Annotated in this window: 18 protein-coding genes; 9 read left to right on the plus strand and 9 right to left on the minus strand. The window is 67.9% G+C overall.

Annotation, left to right across the window (positions count from 1 at the left end; all coding sequences use genetic code 11):
- Window positions 1-113: 113 nt before the first annotated feature.
- From DM194_RS11690 to DM194_RS11700, 3 genes are read left to right on the plus strand one after another with little or no spacing between them, the layout of a single operon-like run.
- Window positions 114-2,165, plus strand: coding sequence for a thioredoxin domain-containing protein (locus DM194_RS11690; RefSeq protein WP_111067467.1), 2,052 nt, complete (start codon window positions 114-116; stop codon window positions 2,163-2,165).
- 28 nt (window positions 2,166-2,193) lie between these two features.
- Window positions 2,194-2,706, plus strand: a complete 513-nt coding sequence (locus DM194_RS11695) for a methylated-DNA--[protein]-cysteine S-methyltransferase (RefSeq protein ID WP_111067468.1) — start codon at window positions 2,194-2,196, stop codon at window positions 2,704-2,706.
- 47 nt (window positions 2,707-2,753) lie between these two features.
- Window positions 2,754-3,728, plus strand: coding sequence for a quinone oxidoreductase family protein (locus tag DM194_RS11700; RefSeq protein WP_111067469.1), 975 nt, complete (start codon window positions 2,754-2,756; stop codon window positions 3,726-3,728).
- Window positions 3,729-3,809: 81 nt separating this feature from the next.
- On the opposite strand, the gene dnaQ is transcribed toward DM194_RS11700, so the two are convergent.
- From dnaQ to DM194_RS11725, 5 genes are read right to left on the minus strand one after another with little or no spacing between them, the layout of a single operon-like run.
- Window positions 3,810-4,493, minus strand: coding sequence for a DNA polymerase III subunit epsilon (dnaQ, locus tag DM194_RS11705; protein WP_014249171.1), 684 nt, complete (start codon window positions 4,491-4,493; stop codon window positions 3,810-3,812).
- A complete protein-coding gene (gene coaE / locus DM194_RS11710; protein WP_111067470.1) occupies window positions 4,486-5,130 on the minus strand; it encodes a dephospho-CoA kinase in 645 nt (214 codons plus the stop codon). The genes dnaQ and coaE overlap by 8 nt, the downstream gene beginning before the upstream one ends.
- A 10-nt stretch (window positions 5,131-5,140) precedes the next feature.
- Window positions 5,141-6,037: a shikimate dehydrogenase gene (locus DM194_RS11715; protein WP_111067471.1), complete on the minus strand. Its 897-nt coding sequence runs from the start codon at window positions 6,035-6,037 to the stop codon at window positions 5,141-5,143.
- A complete protein-coding gene (locus DM194_RS11720; RefSeq protein WP_111067472.1) occupies window positions 6,034-6,636 on the minus strand; it encodes a Maf family protein in 603 nt (200 codons plus the stop codon). Before DM194_RS11720 ends, DM194_RS11715 begins: the two co-directional genes overlap by 4 nt.
- The gene (locus DM194_RS11725) at window positions 6,633-7,472 is read right to left on the minus strand and encodes a pyruvate, water dikinase regulatory protein (RefSeq protein WP_111067473.1); all 840 of its coding nucleotides are present in this window, start codon (window positions 7,470-7,472) and stop codon (window positions 6,633-6,635) included. The genes DM194_RS11720 and DM194_RS11725 overlap by 4 nt, the downstream gene beginning before the upstream one ends.
- A 508-nt stretch (window positions 7,473-7,980) precedes the next feature.
- Here DM194_RS11725 and hemE point away from each other — a divergent pair.
- The 4 genes from hemE to rho all read left to right on the plus strand — a co-directional run bounded on the left by hemE (window position 7,981) and on the right by rho (window position 12,353).
- Window positions 7,981-9,006, plus strand: a complete 1,026-nt coding sequence (gene hemE / locus DM194_RS11730; protein ID WP_111067952.1) for a uroporphyrinogen decarboxylase — start codon at window positions 7,981-7,983, stop codon at window positions 9,004-9,006.
- Between the two features lie 90 nt (window positions 9,007-9,096).
- A complete protein-coding gene (hemH, locus tag DM194_RS11735) occupies window positions 9,097-10,260 on the plus strand; it encodes a ferrochelatase (RefSeq protein WP_111067474.1) in 1,164 nt (387 codons plus the stop codon).
- Window positions 10,261-10,288: 28 nt separating this feature from the next.
- Window positions 10,289-10,717, plus strand: coding sequence for a protoporphyrinogen oxidase HemJ (gene hemJ, locus DM194_RS11740; RefSeq protein ID WP_111067475.1), 429 nt, complete (start codon window positions 10,289-10,291; stop codon window positions 10,715-10,717).
- A 379-nt stretch (window positions 10,718-11,096) separates the two neighbouring features.
- Window positions 11,097-12,353, plus strand: coding sequence for a transcription termination factor Rho (rho, locus tag DM194_RS11745; protein WP_111067476.1), 1,257 nt, complete (start codon window positions 11,097-11,099; stop codon window positions 12,351-12,353).
- Window positions 12,354-12,527: 174 nt separating this feature from the next.
- On the opposite strand, the gene secB is transcribed toward rho, so the two are convergent.
- The gene (secB, locus tag DM194_RS11750; protein WP_111067477.1) at window positions 12,528-13,019 is read right to left on the minus strand and encodes a protein-export chaperone SecB; all 492 of its coding nucleotides are present in this window, start codon (window positions 13,017-13,019) and stop codon (window positions 12,528-12,530) included.
- Window positions 13,020-13,203: 184 nt separating this feature from the next.
- Entirely contained in the window at window positions 13,204-13,851 is a 648-nt protein-coding gene (locus DM194_RS11755; RefSeq protein ID WP_111067478.1) for an FxsA family protein, read from the minus strand.
- 272 nt (window positions 13,852-14,123) lie between these two features.
- Here DM194_RS11755 and DM194_RS11760 point away from each other — a divergent pair, with 272 nt between their 5' ends.
- Both DM194_RS11760 and mltA read left to right on the plus strand, forming a co-directional pair.
- Complete coding sequence (locus DM194_RS11760) at window positions 14,124-14,804, plus strand: Tim44/TimA family putative adaptor protein (protein ID WP_111067954.1); 681 nt, start codon at window positions 14,124-14,126, stop codon at window positions 14,802-14,804.
- Window positions 14,805-14,821: 17 nt separating this feature from the next.
- Window positions 14,822-16,033, plus strand: coding sequence for a murein transglycosylase A (gene mltA, locus DM194_RS11765; RefSeq protein WP_111067479.1), 1,212 nt, complete (start codon window positions 14,822-14,824; stop codon window positions 16,031-16,033).
- A gap of 53 nt (window positions 16,034-16,086) precedes the next feature.
- On the opposite strand, the gene hslU is transcribed toward mltA, so the two are convergent.
- Both hslU and hslV read right to left on the minus strand, forming a co-directional pair.
- On the minus strand, window positions 16,087-17,430 hold the full coding sequence (gene hslU, locus DM194_RS11770; protein WP_111067480.1) for an ATP-dependent protease ATPase subunit HslU: 1,344 nt from the start codon (window positions 17,428-17,430) through the stop codon (window positions 16,087-16,089).
- Window positions 17,431-17,435: 5 nt separating this feature from the next.
- A complete protein-coding gene (gene hslV, locus DM194_RS11775; protein ID WP_111067481.1) occupies window positions 17,436-17,999 on the minus strand; it encodes an ATP-dependent protease subunit HslV in 564 nt (187 codons plus the stop codon).
- Window positions 18,000-18,080: the final 81 nt, after the last annotated feature.

The following is an 18,080-nucleotide window of genomic DNA, read 5'->3' on the forward strand; positions in this document are numbered from 1 at the left end:
GGGGTTGAGCGCCGCGGCGGCTCATGCCCCACTATACAGATAGGATGCACTGGCGCAACGCCACCCCGGCGCCACCTATTGTTTCACGACACACCAACAGATCGGACACCGCCATGCCCGCCACTCCGTTGGGCGCGAACCTGCTAGGCCGGGAGACCAGCCCCTATCTGCTGCAGCACAAGGACAACCCGGTGCATTGGATGCCCTGGGGACCGGAGGCTTTCGCCCGCGCGAAGGCGGAGAACAAGCCGGTGCTGCTGTCGATCGGCTATGCCGCCTGCCACTGGTGCCACGTGATGGCGCATGAGAGCTTCGAGAATCCCGAGATCGCCGGGCTGATGAACGAGCTGTTCGTCAACATCAAGGTGGACCGGGAGGAGCGGCCGGACCTCGACACCATCTATCAGTCGGCGCTTGCGCTGCTGGGGCAGCAGGGCGGCTGGCCGCTGACCATGTTCCTGACGCCGGATGCCGAACCCTTCTGGGGCGGCACCTATTTCCCGCCGGCGCCGCGCTATGGGCGCGCCGGCTTCCCCGATGTGCTGCGCGGCATCGCCGGCACCTATGCCCGGGAACCGGACAAGGTCGGCAAGAATGTCGACGCGCTGAAATCGGCGCTCGCGGGAATGGGGGAGAACCGATCGGCCGGCGCCGTCGATGCCGGGGTGCTGGATCAGGTGGCCCAGCGGCTGCTGCGCGAGGTCGATCCGATCCATGGCGGCATCGGCACGGCACCGAAATTCCCGCAGGTGCCGTTGTTCGAGCTGCTGTGGCGCGCCTGGCGGCGCACCGGGCGCGAACCGTTCCGCGAGGCGGTGACCCACACGCTGGCCAACATGGCGCAGGGCGGCATCTACGACCATCTCGGCGGCGGCTTCGCCCGCTATTCGGTGGATGAACGCTGGCTGGTGCCGCATTTCGAGAAGATGCTCTACGACAATGCGGAGCTGCTCGACCTGATGACGCTGGTCTGGCAGGAGACGCGCGATCCGCTGCTGCAGGCCCGCATCCGCGAGACGGTCGGCTGGCTGCTGCGCGAGATGATCGCCGACGGCGGCGGCTTCGCCGCGACGCTGGACGCCGACAGCGAAGGCGAGGAGGGACTCTTCTATATATGGAAGGAGGAGGAGGTCGACCGGCTGCTGGCCCCGGTATTGGGCGCCGACGGGCTGGCGACGTTTAAGCGCGTTTACGAGGTGCTTCCCCAGGGCAATTGGGAGGGCGTCACCATCCTGAACCGGCTGGGCAGCCTGACCCTGGCCGACGACGCCACCGAGGCGACGCTCGCGAAGGGGCGGGAGATCCTGCTGCGGGCGCGGGCCAAGCGGGTGCGGCCGGGCTGGGACGACAAGGTGCTGGCCGACTGGAACGGCCTGATGATCGCGGCGCTGACCCACGCCTCCCTGGCGCTGGACGAGCCGGAATGGCTGGACGCCGCCGGCCGCGCCTTCGCCTTCGTCCGCGACCGGATGGACAGCGCCGGGCGGCTCTGCCACAGCTGGCGGCACGGGCAGGGCAAGCACACGGGCATGCTGGACGACTATGCCCATATGGCGCGCGCCGCACTGGCGCTGCACGAGGCGACCGGCGATCCGGCGGCGCTCGATCAGGCCAGGATTTGGGTGGCGACGCTCGACGCCCATTTCTGGGACGGCGCCAACGGCGGCTATTTCTTCACCGCCGACGATGCGGAAGGGCTGATCGTCCGCACCAAGACCGCCTACGACAACGCCACCCCCAGCGGCAACGGCACCATGCTGGCGGTGCTGACCACCCTGTTCCAGCGCACCGGCGAGGATGCGTATCGCGAGCGGGCGGAAGCGCTCGCCGCCGCCTTCTCCGGCGAGTTGACCCGCAACTTCTTCCCGTTGACCACCTTCCTGAACTCCGTTGAACTGATGACGGCGCCGCTGCAGATCGTCATCGTCGGCCCGCCCAAGGCGGCGGAGACGGAGGCGCTGCGCCGGACGGTGCTGGACCGCTCGCTGCCCGACCGCATCCTGACCGTGCTGGCACCGGGGGCGGATCTGCCGGCCAATCATCCGGCCCAGGGCAAGGGGATGCGGGACGGCACCGCCACCGCCTATGTCTGCCGCGGCATGACCTGTTCGGCTCCGGTGACGGCGCCGGCGGATCTGGCCGCCCTTCTGGAAACGAAAAGCTGATCCGGCACCGATCTCCGGGGAGGACTCCATGGCGCATCTTTCCATCGACAGCCCGCTCGGTCCCCTGATGCTGTCCGGGGACGGATCCGCCCTGACATCCGTCGGCTGGGGCCGCTTCGACCAAAACGAACCGGATGCGGTGCTGGCCGAGGCGGCGCGCCAATTGGAGGCCTATTTCGCCGGCCGGCTCCAGCGCTTCGACCTGCCGTTGAAGCCGGCAGGCACCCCGTTCCGGCGGAGCGTCTGGGACGCCATGCTGGCGATCCCCTACGGCGGCACCGCGACCTATGGCGGGATGGCGAAGATGCTGGGCAGCGCGCCGCGCGCGGTCGGCGGAGCCTGCGGCGCCAACCCGATCCCCATCGTCATCCCCTGCCACCGGGTGCTCGCCAGCGGCGGCGCCCCCGGCGGCTATTCCGGCCATGGCGGGCTCGACACCAAGGCGTGGCTGCTGGCGCTGGAACGCCGGCATGCCGGCCCGGCGTCTCCCGGCAGGGGGCAGGGCAACGGCGCGGCGGCGGAGCAGTTCGCGCTGCTGTAAGGCTCACACGAAACCCAACGATCAACGATAAGGGAAACCAAACCACCATGGTTCATGCGATCCGCATCCACGAGCACGGCGGCCCGGAGGTTCTGCGTTGGGACGAGATCGAGGTGGGAGAGCCCGGCCCCGGTCAGGTGCGCATCCGCCAGACCGCGGTCGGGCTGAACTATATCGACACCTATCACCGCTCCGGCGCCTACAAGCTGCCGGATCTGCCGGCGGTGATCGGCATGGCCGGCACCGGTGTGGTCGAGGCGCTGGGGCCGAACGTCACCACGCTGAAGGTCGGCGACCGGGTCGGCTACGCCATGTCCATCGGCGCCTATGCCGAGAGCCGGTTGATCGCCGCCGACCGGCTGGTGCCGCTGCCGAGCTGGCTCGACGATCAGGCGACGGCCGCCACGCTGCTGCAGGGGCTGACCGCGCAGTATCTGCTGCGCAGCACCTATGTGGTGCAGCCGGGCGACACCATCCTGGTGCAGGCCGCGGCCGGCGGGGTGGGACTTCTGCTGTGTTCCTGGGCGCGGCATCTCGGCGCCACGGTGATCGGCACCGTCGGGTCGGCGGAGAAGGCCGAACTGGCGAAGGCCCATGGCTGCCACCACACCATCGACTACACCCGCGAGAATTTCGTCAACCGGGTGAAGGACCTGACGGACGGGCAGGGGGTGCCGGTGGTCTATGACGGCGTCGGCAGGACGACCTTCCTGGACGGGCTGGATTGTCTGCGTCCACGCGGGCTGATGGTGCTGTTCGGTGCCGCGTCCGGCGCGCCCGCGCCGCTGGATCTGGGGCTGCTGGCGTCGAAGGGATCGCTGTATGTGACGCGGCCGACGCTGGCCACCTACACCGCCAAGCGGGAGGATTTGATGGCGTCCGCCGCGGATCTGTTCGACGCCGTGAAGAATGGCGGGGTGACGTTCACGGTGAACCAGCGTTTCGCGCTGAAGGACACGGCGGAAGCGCATCGGGCGCTGGAAGCGCGCGAGACCACGGGGTCGACGGTGCTGGTGCCGTAAGACTGTTGGCTGATGATTGCCCTCACCTCAATCCTCCCCCGCTGAGAGGGGGAGGTCGGGGGGAGGTCTAACGTCACCCCCTTATTCCACCGCCCAGAGCGGGTTCTTCATCTTCTTCAGCATCTCCGCATGCGCCGCGGCTTCCTCTTCGCTGACGGCGAAGACGCGGGCTTCGCGGAAGGGGCGGTCGATGCGGACCGGGCCGGCGGATCCGCCCTTCGATGCCGGGCCGCCGGCGAAGGACAGGCCGGTCTGACGGCCGCCCAGCAGCTCCAGATAGACCTCGGCCAGCAGTTGGGCGTCGAGCAAGGCGCCGTGCAGGGTGCGGTTGGAGTTGTCGACGCCGAAGCGTTTGCACAGTGCATCCAGGGTGGCGGGTGAGCCGGGGAACTTCTGCCGGGCCATCAGCAGCGTGTCGATGGCGCGGTCCTTCGGCATCACCGGATAGCCGGCGATCTTCAGCTCCCAGTTCAGGAAGTGCATGTCGAAGGCCGCGTTGTGGATCACCAGCGGAGAATCGCCGATGAAGGCGACGAAATCGGCGGCGACGTCGTTGAACAGCGGCTTGTCAGCGAGGAACTCGGTGCTCAGCCCATGGACGGCGAAGGCTTCCGGCGGCATGTCGCGCTCGGGATTGAGGTAGACGTGGAAGCGTTCGCCGGTGGCGAGATGGTTGACCAGCTCAATGCAGCCGATCTCGACCAGCCGATGGCCTTCCTCCGGCTTGAAGCCCGTGGTTTCGGTGTCGAGAACGATTTCACGCATGATGGATCTGCCCTGGTTGATAGCCGCGCGGCGGCCAGTGCCTGCCCGGACGACGCGCCACGTCGCGCACAATGCCCCGAAGCGCCCGCCGCGTCACCAGCCGACCGGCGCCCGTAGGCACGACATAGTCGGCGCGGCGCCGCTTCTCCGCATCCGGCATCTGCCGGGCGAGGATACCGGCGAACTTCTCCGCCGTCATGCCCGGCCGGGCGAGCACGCGGGCGCGCTGAACGGCGAAGGGAGCGGAGACGACGATGGTGGCATCGACCCGGCGCTCGCCATGGGTCTCGAACAGCAGCGGGATGTCCAGCACGGCGATCTTCGCGCCACGGCGTGCCGCGCGGGCGAGGAAATCCCGCTGTGCCGCCTGGACCATCGGATGCAGGATGGCCTCCAGCCGCTTCAGCGCCTCCGGGTCGCGGAACACCGCGGCCCCCAGAGCGGGCCGGCTGACCGCCCCGTCGATCACCACGCCGGGGAAGGCGGCATCGATGACCGGCACCGCTCGCCCGCCGCGGCCGAGCAGCCGATGCACCACCGCGTCGGAATCGCAGACCGGCGCGCCCATCGCCTGCAGCATGCGGGCGGCGGTGCTCTTGCCCATGCCGATGGAGCCGGTCAGGCCCAACACGATCATGGCCCGGCCCTCAACCTTCCAGCACGAAGCGGGTCAGTTCCGCCGTCACCTGCGGTTCGACGCCGAACCATGCCTTGAAGCCGGGGCGCGCCTGGTGCAGCAGCATGCCGACACCGCCGGCCACCGGATTGCCGCGCGCCCTGGCCTCGGCCAGCAGCGGGGTTTCCAGCGGCACATAGACGATGTCGTTGACGACCGCCGAGACGGGCAGGGCGCTCAAGGGCAGGTCCAGCGCCGGCTGCCCGGTCATGCCCTGGGTGGTGGTGTTGACCAGCAGCGCGGCACCGTCGAGCGCCGTTTCACGTGAGAGCCAATCGACCACGGACACACCGCCATCCAGCCCGACCGCAGCCAGATCCGCAGCCAACTCCTCGGCGCGGGCGCGGGTGCGGTTGACCAGACGGACCTCCGGCGTGCCGGCGTCGAGCAGGGCCACCACCACGGCGCGCGCGGCCCCACCGGCCCCGACCACGGTCGCCGGCCCGCTCTCCGCCGTCCATTCCGGCTGCTCGGCGCGCAAATTCTCCAGGAAGCCGAAGCCGTCCGTGTTGCCCCCTTCCAGCGCGCCGTCCTCCGCCACCACGATGGTGTTGACCGCACCCATGCGCCGCGCGGCTTCATCCAACCGATCGACGGTACGAAAGGCGATCTCCTTCAGCGGGACGGTGACGTTGCAACCGCGAAAGCCCAGCGCGGGCAGGGCGCGGATTGCCTGTTCAGCGCGCTCCGGCGCCACCGCCAGCGGCACATAGGCGCCGTCGATCCCATATTGCCACAGCCAGAACCCATGCAGCCGGGGGGACCGCGAATGGCTGATCGGCCAGCCCATCACCCCGGCGATCTTCGCCTTGCCGCTGAGCGCCCCGTCCTTATGCGCCCCATCCTTATGCAACTGAACCGCCGTCATTCCCTGCCCACTCCATGCACGCGCAGAAATCCGAGCAGCGGCAGCAACGGCAGCCCGAGGATGGTGAAGAAGTCGCCTTCGACCCGCTGGAACAGCTGCGCCCCCAACCCTTCCAGCTGATAGGCCCCGACCGAGTGCAGCACGTCGTCGCCGACGCGGTCCAGATAGTCGTCGAGGAAGGATTCGGAGAAGTTGCGCATGGTCAGGCGGGCGCTGTCGACCTTATGCCAGATCCGCTCGCCATCGCGCACCACCACGGCACAGCTGACCAGCCGATGGGTCTTGCCGCGCAGGTCGAGCAGCTGCGCACGCGCCGCCGCCCGGTCGGCCGGCTTGTCGAACCAGCGGCCTTCGCATTCCAGCATCTGGTCGGCGCCGATCACCAGCGCGCCCGGATGGCGGCGGGTGATGCGCTGCGCCTTCAACTCGGCCAGGGCCTCGGCGACGGCCTCGGCCGGCACGCCCTCGGCGCGGCCGGCGGCCTTCACCTCGTCCTCGTCGACCAGCGGCTTGTCGAGGACGGCGCTGACCCCGGCCTGCTCCAGCATCGCCGCCCGCGTGCGCGAACCGGATGCCAGCACCAGCAGGGGCGAACTCACGACTTCTTCCCCTCGGGGCCGAAATTACCGCTCTGGCGCCGGGCCAGCAGCATCATGATCTCGGCGGCCGTCTCCTCGATGGAACGGCGGGAAACGTCGATCACCGGCCAGCCGCGCCGGCTGAACAGGCGCCGCGCCTCCTGAACCTCGGAGCGCACCAACTCGGGATCGGCATAGCTGGAGCCTTCGCCCTGGTTGAGCAGCTTCAACCGGTTGCGGCGGATCTGCACCAGCCGGTCGGGATCCTTGGTCAGCCCGACGATCAGCGGCCGGGTCAGCAGATCGACCTCCGCGGGCAGGGGGCTGCCGGGCACCAGCGGGATGTTGGCCGCCTTGATGCCGCGGTTGGCCAGATAGATGCAGGTCGGCGTCTTGGAACTGCGGGACACGCCGATCAGCACCACGTCGGCCTCGTGCAGATCCCAGTTCGATTGGCCGTCGTCATGCGACAGGGCGAAATCGACCGCATCGATCCGGCTGAAATACTCGGCGTCCAGAACGTGCTGGCGGCCGGGCTGGCGCTGCGATTCCACGCCTAGGAAGGCGGCGAGCGCGTTGATCAGCGGATCGAGCACGGGAATGCAGGGCACCTGCATCTCGCGGCAGAAATCCTGCAGGCGGCGGCGCAGCGTCTCGTCGACCAGCGTGAACATCACCAGCCCGTGATTGTCCCGGATCCCCTCCAGGACGAGGTCGAGCTGGCGGTCGGTCCGCACCAGATTCCAGAAATGCTCGATCGGCCGAACGTCGTCGAACTGGATGACGCAGGCGCGCGCCACGCTGTTGATGGTCTCGCCCGTCGCATCGGACACGAGATGTAGGTGGAACTCTTTCATCGGTCCCCAACATTCTGTGGAGAACCCGGCCCAGATCTGTGGACAACCGGATCCGCCTGCGTTTCGTCCCGACCGGGGGACTCCTCCTCCCCGATACGGCCAAGGGGAGGACAACTCCACCGACCGCTTCGGAAGCTGGGAAGATCCGGCCCCGCCCGCGTTGTTATCCACGGGACTCCCGTTCGTCCAGCTATAGCATTTCCGCCGTTTCCCGGGGTAGTGCTCCGAATCGTCCACAGATCCGCGCACATGTCGGCACATGCCCCCGGATCTGTGGATAGATTCGTGTGGCTCGGGGATCACCGTTATCCACAGCCATCCACCTCATCCTCTTCCTTTCTCCCTTTAAAAAATATAGTGAAGAAGAGGGGATAAGCCCGTCCGAGAATCCGCGTCCGATTCCGAGTTGGAATCGCGGAATCCAGATTCGCATTCAGGGGAACGCATCGCCTTGTCCGATTCCAGCACCGCCGTCCAGAATCCGAACCCGAACTCCCCGTTGAAGCCGATGCTCGCCGCCCTGGCGGGTGAGGTGCGGACCCGTCCGCCCTTCTGGCTGATGCGTCAGGCCGGGCGCTATCTGCCGGAGTACCGGGAACTGCGGGCCAAGGCGGGCAGCTTCCTCGACCTCTGCTACAATCCCGACTTCGCGGTCGAGGTGACCTTGCAGCCGCTGCGCCGCTACGGCATGGACGCGGCGATTCTGTTCTCCGACATCCTGGTGGTGCCTCATGCCCTGGGCCAGCCGCTGGCCTATCTGGAAGGGGAGGGGCCGAAGCTGGATCCGGTCCGCAATGTCGAGGACCTGAAGCGCCTGTCGCGCGACCGCTTCCACGAGACGCTGGCGCCGGTCTACGAGACGGTGCGCCGGCTCTCCACCGCGATCCCCCGGGATACGACGCTGATCGGCTTTGCGGGGGCTCCCTGGACCATCGCCTGCTACATGGTGGAAGGGGCGGGCTCCAAGGAGTATGCGCACGTCAAGCGCTGGGCCTACGGCGACCCGGCGGGATTCGCCCAACTGATCGACCTGATCGTCGAGGTCACCGCCGACTATCTCTGCCGCCAGATCGAGGCGGGGGCGGAAACGGTGCAGCTGTTCGACAGCTGGGCCGGCGTCCTGCCGGTGGGCGAGTTCCGCCGCTGGGTGATCGAGCCGACGCGGCGGATCGTCGCACTGGTGAAGGCCAAGCACCCGAACACGCCGATCATCGGCTTCCCGCGCGGGGCCGGCCACGCCTATGAGGATTATGTCGCCGACGCCGGCGTCGATGCCGTCGGGCTCGACACCACCGTCTCGCCGGTGTGGGCGGCGCGCAATCTGCAGACCCGGCTGCCGGTGCAGGGAAACCTCGACCCGATCATGCTCGCCACCGGCGGCAAGGCGATGGAGACGGCGACCCGCTGCATCCTGGAGGCGTTGGCCGACCGGCCCTTCGTGTTCAACCTGGGCCATGGCGTGATCCAGTCCACCCCGCCCGACCATGTGGCGGCGCTGACCCGGATCCTGCGCGACTGGCCGGAGCGCGGCTGACCGCTTTCCGGGCAACGGGACCAAAGGGCCGAAAAAGCGACGGCGGGGGTCTGGACAGAGGGACGGCGACGCTCCAGTTTAGCGGGCATCATGAGCCAGCAACCTTCCCAGACTTCCGCCCCGCACACCGTTCCCGGCGGCCGGCCGCGCCGCGTGGCCGTCGTGCTGTTCAACCTCGGCGGTCCCGATGCGCCGGAGGCTATACGGCCCTTCCTGTTCAACCTGTTCTCGGATCCGGCCATCATCCGGCTGCCGAACCCGTTCCGCTTCATGGTCGCCAGCCTGATCAGCGGACGGCGGGCGAAGCCGGCGGCGGAAATCTATGCCCAGCTCGGCGGCAAGTCGCCGCTGCTGGAGAACACGGAGGCCCAGGCCGCGGCGCTGGAGGCGGCGCTCGGGCCGAAGCCAGTGGCGGATCCGGGGCCGGAACTGGAGCCGGAGCTGGGGGCAGATCCGGGGCTGGATCCGGCCGCGGATGGGGCGGAGACCAAGGTCTTCATCGCCATGCGCTACTGGCATCCGATGAGTGCCGAGACGGCGGCCCGGGTGAAGGAGTACGACCCGGATCTGGTCGTTCTGCTGCCGCTCTATCCGCAATTCTCCACCACCACCACGGCCTCCAGCACCAAGGTCTGGCATGAGGCGGCGAAGACCGTCGGGCTGACCGCGCCGACCAAGCTGCTGTGCTGCTACCCGACCGAGGCCGGCTTCATCGACGCCTCGGCGGACCTGATCCGCCCGCTGTACGAGGCCGCCAAGGCCCACGGCACGCCGCGCGTCCTGTTCTCCGCCCACGGCCTGCCGAAGAAGGTGGTGACCTCCGGCGACCCCTATCAGTGGCAGTGCGAGCGTACGGCCGAATCCATCGCCGCGGCGCTGGGCATCGAACATCTGGACTGGGTGAACTGCTACCAGAGCCGCGTCGGTCCGATGGAATGGATCGGCCCCAGCACCGACGCCGAGATCCGCCGCGCCGGGCAGGACGGCGTGCCGATCCTGGTGGTGCCGATGGCCTTCGTGTCGGAGCATTCCGAGACGCTGGTGGAGATCGAGATCGAATACCGCCATCTCGCCAAGGAAGTCGGGGTTCCGCATTTCACCCGCGTGCCGACCGTGGGGGTGCATCCCGGCTTCATCGACGGGCTGGCCCGGCTGGTGCGGCAGACGGTGGCAGGCAAGGCGGCCGTCTGCGCCCAGAACGGCGGCCGGATCTGCCCGTCCAACTTCCCCGGCTGCCCGCAGGCGCGGCGCTGAACCGCAACGAAAGAGGGGGATAAGCCCGGTGATGTACGAATGGGTCAAGGCGCTGCACGTCATCAGCATCATCGCCTGGATGGCGGGGCTGCTCTACCTGCCGCGTCTGTTCGTCTACCATTGCGAGGCGCCGGCCGGATCCGACACGTCGGAACGCTTCAAGGTGATGGAACGCCGCCTGCTGCGCGCCATCATGAACCCGGCGATGATCGCGTCGTACGTGTTCGGCATCGCCATGCTCGTGATGATTCCGGAATGGATGAAGCAGGGCTGGATGCACGCCAAACTGCTGCTGGTGCTGCTGCTGACCGTCAGCCACATGATGATGGCCCGCTGGCGCCGGGAATTCGCCGAGGACCGCAACATGCGTCCCCAGGGCTTCTACCGCATCGTCAACGAGGTGCCGACGGTCCTGATGATCGGCATCGTCATCTTCGTGATCGTGAAGCCCTTCTGACCGGCGTCAGGTGATCGCCCGGTCTTCCACACCCTGGAAAAAGCGGAATCCGCGACCGACGCGGGTTTCGCTTTCGTTTGACTTGCGTCCGCCGATCCGATAACCATGTCAGGACCACGGGGTTTTCGCCCCGCGGCCTCCCACGCCCACATCTGCCGATCCGACGCTCTGTTCTTGAGCCGGGCCTGGTGGCTGGCGACCTGCTCCCGTGCGACCATTTTCCGGGCGCCCTGGCGCGATCGTCCAAGCGCCACCCGCTGCCCACCCGACGCGACCGCGTTGCGGCATCCGCCGCCCCCAACCGCCGTCGGCCGGGATTCCAGGCACTTCCCATACCCTCAAGGCCACTCCCCCGCATGACGATTTCACAGGCAATCCGATGCATCTCCAAGAGCTGAAGTGCAAAAGCCCCGCCGAACTGCTGGCGTTCGCGGAGGAGCTGCAGATCGAGAACGCGAGCACGCTGCGCAAGCAGGACATGATGTTCGCGATCCTGAAGCAGCTGGCCGAGAACGACATTCCGATCTACGGCGACGGCGTTTTGGAGGTGCTGCAGGACGGGTTCGGCTTCCTGCGCTCGCCGGAAGCCAATTATCTGCCGGGTCCCGACGACATTTACGTCAGTCCCAGCCAGGTGCGCCGCTTCGGCCTGCGCACCGGCGACACGGTGGAGGGGCAGATCCGCTCGCCCAAGGACGGTGAGCGCTACTTCGCCCTGCTGAAGGTCAACACCATCAATTTCGACGCGCCCGACAAGGTCCGTCACCGCATCAATTTCGACAACCTGACGCCGCTCTATCCGGAGGAACGCATCCGGATGGAGGTCGAAGACCCCACCAAGAAGAACCTCACCGGCCGCATCGTCGACCTGGTGGCGCCGCTCGGCAAGGGGCAGCGCGGGTTGATCGTGGCGCCGCCGCGCACCGGCAAGACGGTGATGCTGCAGAACATCGCCCACTCGGTCGCCACCAACCACCCCGAAGCCTATCTGATCGTCCTCCTGATCGACGAGCGTCCGGAAGAAGTGACGGACATGGCCCGCTCGGTCCGCGGCGAGGTCATCAGCTCCACCTTCGACGAACCGGCCACCCGCCACGTCCAGGTCGCCGAAATGGTGATCGAGAAGGCCAAGCGGCTGGTCGAGCACAAGCGCGACGTGGTCATCCTGCTGGACAGCATCACCCGTCTGGCCCGCGCCTACAACACGGTGGTGCCGAGCTCCGGCAAGGTGCTGACCGGCGGTGTCGACGCCAACGCCCTGCAGCGGCCCAAGCGCTTCTTCGGCGCCGCCCGCAACGTGGAGGAGGGCGGGTCGCTCACCATCATCGCCACCGCGCTGATCGACACCGGCAGCCGCATGGACGAGGTGATCTTCGAAGAGTTCAAGGGCACCGGCAACTCGGAGATCGTGCTGGACCGCAAGCTCTCCGACAAGCGCACCTTCCCGGCCATCGACATCTCCAAGTCGGGCACCCGCAAGGAGGAGCTGCTGGTCGACAAGGGCACCATGTCGAAGATGTGGATCCTGCGCCGCATCCTGATGCCGATGGGCGTGACCGACGCGGTCGACTTCCTGGTCGACAAGCTGAAGCACACCAAGTCGAACAACGAGTTCTTCGAGAGCATGAACCAGTAGGGACCGGATCCGGGGCCGGATCTGCCGGCCCCTGGCCCCGACCTCCAGGGAATGTCATCCCCGCGAAGGCGGGGAAGCTGGGGCGGCAGGCGGTTCGAACAGGGCACAGAAAAAGGGCGGGGGCCTTTCGGCCGCCCGCCCTTTTCTTTTCGGCTCCGCCGGATCCGTCCGGGATCAGAACGGGGGCTGCTGCGGCTGTTCGGCCTGCTGGGCCGACTGGCGGTGATACAGCTCGGCGAAGTCGATCGGGTTGATCATCAGCGGCGGGAAGCCGCCTTCGCGGGTCGCGCTGGACACGATGGCGCGGGCGAACGGGAAGATCATCCGGGCGCCTTCGATCATCAGCACCGGGCGGTGATGCTCTTCCGGCAGGCCGGGGAACTGGAACAGGGCGCCATAGGACAACTCGACCAGGAAGGCCACGGCCTCGCCCTGGCGGGCTTCGCAACGCAGGTTCAGCGTCAGCTCGTAGATGTCTTCGCCGACCTTCTGACCCTGGACGTCGACGCCGATGTTCACCTGCGGCTGCGGCTGGTTGGGCAGCAGGCTCTGCGGGGCGTTGGGGTTCTCGAACGAGAGGTCCTTCACATACTGCGCGAGGACATGCATCGGCAGCGAGGACGCCTGCTGCTGCTGCTCGGCGCCGTTGCTCATCTGATCGGACATAACGGACTCCTAATCGCCGGCCTTCCTCCCGGCCCGGAACCCGGCTTGGGGCGGGGCAGGGGCGGCGGGCCGGCCCGGATGTGAGGTGACGGGATTTGGTTCGCGACGGTTGTGCCTTCGCCCAATGGGCTGGCTATCACGGATCGGCCGTCCTGCCAACGGAAACCGCCGAGCGGAGGGCCGCTCAGCGCCGCTCATCCGGGCGGTTCTTCCCCCATTGGGAATCGGTCAGCCGCGGCGCATCGGCATCGTCCTTCCCATGGTCCTTACCAGCGTCCTTTCCATCATCCTTTCCATCGCCTGTTCCGTCCTCTCCGGGCGTGACGTCGCGGTAATCCACGTCGATCACACCGGGCGCGGGGCGGAAGGGATCGTCGGCGCGGCGGGCATCGCCGGATCCGAATCCCGGCTGGCCGAAACCACCATGTCCGAAGCCGTGCCGCCCGTCGGCGGTGGTCCCGCCCATGGTGAAGACCGACATGCCGGCGCCGGCGCGGCGGAGGAACCAGCGGCCCATGCCCCGGCGCAGCGGGCGGATCAGCAGGAGCAGCCCCAGTATGTCTGTCAGGAAACCGGGGATGATCAGCAGAATGCCGGCCAGCACTTCGCAGAAGCCGTCCAGCACCGTACCGATCGGTGTTTCGCCGCGGGCCGCCGCGGCCTGCGCACGGGTCAGCGCCGCAAGGCCACGGTGGCGGACCAGTATCACGCCGACCACCGCCGACAGGATCAGCAGCCCGATGGTTGGCCCGGCGCCGATCCAGTCGCCGACCTGGATGAATCCGACGATCTCCAGGATCGGCAGAATAAGGATCAACAGCAGGGGATTCATGGTGTCCTTGCTCTTCGGGCTCGCTGCCCCTATCTAGGTTTGGATAGGTCGTCCGGTTGAAAGACCGGCGGCTCCATCCGGGATGGCGGTTTCTGACGGGCAAGCAACACGTAATGCCGCCCAACCGCAAGGTCCAGGGGTGGGGAAGGCGGTGACGCCGCGGCCGCAGCCGGATCTTTCATCGGATCCGCCGCCGGATCTGCCGTCCCAAGGCCGCTTCCGCAGGTCAATACGCTCAATTCATGGGCTCAAGTCGTTGGAAGGAACAGATGATGGGAGATGGGTTCGTGTTCATCGAGATCGTGATCTTCGCGATGATCGCGGCCTTCCTCGTCTATCGGCTGCGCAGCGTTCTGGGCCGACGGACGGGGGAGGAGCGTCAACGCCCCAACCCCTTCACCCCGGCCCCCGGGGCGGCGAAGCCCGACAATGTCGTGCCTCTGCCCGACCGCAACCGGCCGCGTCCTGATGTCGCAGTCTCGCCGGACGAGCCGCTGTCGCTGGCCGCCTCCATCGACCAGATCCGCGCCGCCGACCCGAACTTCGACGAAAAGCACTTCCTGGAAGGCGCCAAGGCCGCTTTCGCCATGATCGTCGATGCCTTTGCCCGTGGCGACACCGCGACGCTGCGTCCGCTGCTGGCCGACGATGTGTACGAGAGCTTCGCCCGCGTCATCCGCGATCGTCAGGCTGCCGGAGAGCAGCACGAGGCCCGCATCGAGTTCGTGCGCGAGGCCGAAGTGGTGGAAGCCAGGCTGGACGCCTCCTATACCGCCTTCGTCACCGTGCGTCTGGTCACCGATCAGATCAATGTGGTGCGCGACCGCGACGGCGCCGTGATCGACGGCGATCCCAAGGAAGTGGTGGAGAACGTCGACGTCTGGACCTTCGCCCGCAATCTCCGCTCGCGCGACCCGAACTGGGCGCTGGTCGAGGTGCGGCCGGTTCAGTGATCGGACGACCGCCTGTAATGACTTTCCCCAATCGTACCGTATCCAGCGCCATCGCCCTCCTCGGGGCGGTGGCGTTCCTGTTTTCGGCCTGCACGCCGAAGGAAGAAGCGAAGCGGGAGGAGGCCAAGCCGCCCGACGCCCTGACGCTGGCGCCGCTGACCTTTGCCGAGCTTCCGGGCTGGCGGACGGATCCGGTCGCCCAGGCGGTCCCGGCGCTCGCCCGCTCCTGCGCGCGCTTCAGGACGCTGCCGCCGGACCGGCCGGTCGGGCCCAACGGGGTGGCCGGCACCATCGGCGACTGGCAGCGCCCCTGCGCCCAGCTGGCGGATCTGCCGGCCGGCGACGATGCCGCCCGCGCGTTCTTCGAAGAGAATTTCACCCCCTACGCCGTCGGCAACAACGGCGTGCGCGAGGGCCTGTTCACCGGCTATTACGAGCCTGAGCTCGAAGGCAGCCGCCGGCGGCATCCGGCTTATCCGGTGCCTCTCTACCGCCGTCCGGCGGATCTGGTGATGGTCGATCTCGGCGACTTCTCCGACCGCTGGCGCGGGGAACGCACCGCCGGCCGGGTGGTGGACGGGCGGCTGAAGCCCTATGAGGACCGCGCGGCCATCACCGCCGGCTCGCTCAGGGACAAGGGGCTGGAACTGGTCTGGGTGAAGGACCCGATCGGCGCCTTCTTCCTGCAAATCCAGGGATCGGGCCGGATCCGGCTTGCGGAAGGCGGCGAGATGCGCGTGGGTTACGCCGCGCAGAACGGCCACAAATACGTCGCCATCGGCAAGGAGCTGATCGACCGCGGCGAGTTGAAGCGGGAAGAGGTCTCGCTCCAGACCATCCGCGCCTGGCTGTTCGCCAATCCCGACCAGGCGGCGGCGGTGATGAACGTCAACCCGTCCTACGTCTTCTTCCAGCCGCTGAGCGGCGACGGCCCGAACGGCGCCCAGGGTGTGGCGCTGACCCCCGGCCGCAGCCTGGCGGTGGACTCCAAATTCATGCCCTACGGCGCGCCGGTCTGGCTGGACGCCGAGGATCCCATGGACGCCGGTCAGCGTCTGCAACGCTTGATGATCGCCCAGGACACCGGCGGGGCCATCCGCGGCCCGGTGCGCGGCGACGTCTTCTGGGGCCATGGCGAGGAGGCGGAGCAGAAGGCCGGGGTTATGAAGAGCCGTGGGAGCTATGCGTTGCTGCTGCCGAAGACGGTGGCGGCAGCTGCAGGCGGGTAGGGGAATGTTTCACGTGAAACAGGGGGCACCCGGTACCGGCGCCCCCCGCGCCCTCACAGGATGAACTTCGACAGGTCCGCGTTCTTCGCCAGCCCGCCGACCCGTTCCCGCACCAGGGCGGCGTCGATGGTGATGGTCTCTCCGGCGCGGTCGCTGGCGGCGAAGCTGATTTCCTCCAGCAGGCGTTCCAGCACCGTGTGAAGGCGCCGCGCGCCGATGTTCTCGACGGAGCCGTTGATCTCCGCCGCCAGCCGGGCCAGCTCGTCGATGCTGTCGTCGGTGAAGACCAGATCGACCTCCTCCGTCTTCATCAGCGCCTTGTACTGGCGGATCAGGCTGGCCTCCGGCTCGGTCAGGATGCGCTTGAAGTCGTCCTGGCTCAGCGCCTTCAACTCGACGCGGATCGGCAGGCGGCCCTGTAGTTCGGGCAGAAGGTCCGACGGCTTGGCGACATGGAAGGCGCCCGACGCGATGAACAGGATGTGGTCGGTCTTGACCGGGCCATGCTTGGTCGAGACGGTGGTGCCCTCGATCAGCGGCAGCAGGTCGCGCTGAACGCCCTCGCGGCTGACATCGGCGCCGCGGGCGTCCGAGCGGGCGGAGATCTTGTCGATCTCGTCCAGGAAGACGATGCCGTTCTGCTCGACCGCGCGGATCGCCTCCGCAACCACCTTCTCCTGGTCCAGCAGCTTGTCGGACTCCTCGGCCATCAGCACGCCGTGGCTCTCGGCGACCGACATGCGGCGGGTCTTGGTGCGGCCGCCCATCATCTTGCCGAACATGTCGTTCAGGTTCAGCATGCCCATCTGGGCGCCCGGCATGCCGGGGATGTCGAAGGTCGGCATGGAGCCCGCCCCGGTGTCGGCCACCTGGACTTCGATCTCCTTGTCGTTCAGCGTGCCTTCGCGCAGCATCTTGCGGAACTTGGCGCGCGTCTCGGCACTGGCGCTGTCGCCGCACAGCGCGTCGAGCACCCGCTCCTCGGCGCGCAGCTCCGCCTTGGCGGCGACCTCCTTGCGCAGCCGCTCGCGGGTCAGGCCGATGGCGGCCTCCACCAGATCGCGGACGATCTGTTCCACGTCGCGCCCGACATAGCCGACCTCGGTGAACTTGGTCGCCTCCACCTTCAGGAAGGGGGCCTGGGCCAGCTTGGCGAGGCGGCGGGCGATCTCGGTCTTGCCGACGCCGGTCGGGCCGATCATCAGGATGTTCTTCGGCAGCACCTCTTCCCGCAGCCCCTCCGGCAGCTGCTGCCGGCGCCAGCGGTTGCGCAGCGCGATGGCGACCGCGCGCTTGGCGTCGTTCTGGCCGACGATGTAACGGTCGAGTTCGGAGACGATCTCGCGCGGGCTGAAGGCGGCGGTGTCGGCGGACACGGAAGCGGTCTGGGTCGTCATGGCGCTCACAGCTTTTCCAGGGTGACGTTTTCGTTGGTGTAGACGCAGATGCCGGCGGCGATCTTCATCGCCTTGCGCGCCACCGCCTCCGCATCCATCCCGTCGATGTCGATCAGCGCGCGCGCCGCCGACAGGGCATAGGATCCGCCGGAACCGATGCCGATCAGCCCGTCCTCCGGCTCCAGCACGTCGCCGTTGCCGGTCAGCACGAGGCTGACATTCCTGTCGGCCACCGCCATCATCGCTTCCAGCCGCCGAAGATAGCGGTCGGTGCGCCAGTCCTTGGCCATCTCGACACAGGCGCGGGTCAGCTGGCCGGGATACTGCTCCAGCTTGCCTTCGAGCCGCTCGAACAGGGTCAGCGCGTCGGCGGTGGCGCCGGCGAAACCGGCCATCACCGTGCCGCCGGCCAGCCAGCGGACCTTGCGCGCGTTGGCCTTCATCACCGTTGGGCCGACCGAGACCTGCCCGTCGCCGGCGATCACCACCTGACCGTTCTTGCGCACGGACAGGATGGTGGTGCCGTGCCATTGGATGGGATCGTGTGGATTGGACGCTGGGTAGGTCATGCGCAAACCATGCAGGAAAAGGGGAGCCGCCCGCCGCCCCGGAAAGGCGCACCGTTGCGGGGCGCAAGCCCCTGGGGCCGC

The organism is Azospirillum ramasamyi (assembly GCF_003233655.1).
GTDB lineage: Bacteria > Pseudomonadota > Alphaproteobacteria > Azospirillales > Azospirillaceae > Azospirillum > Azospirillum ramasamyi.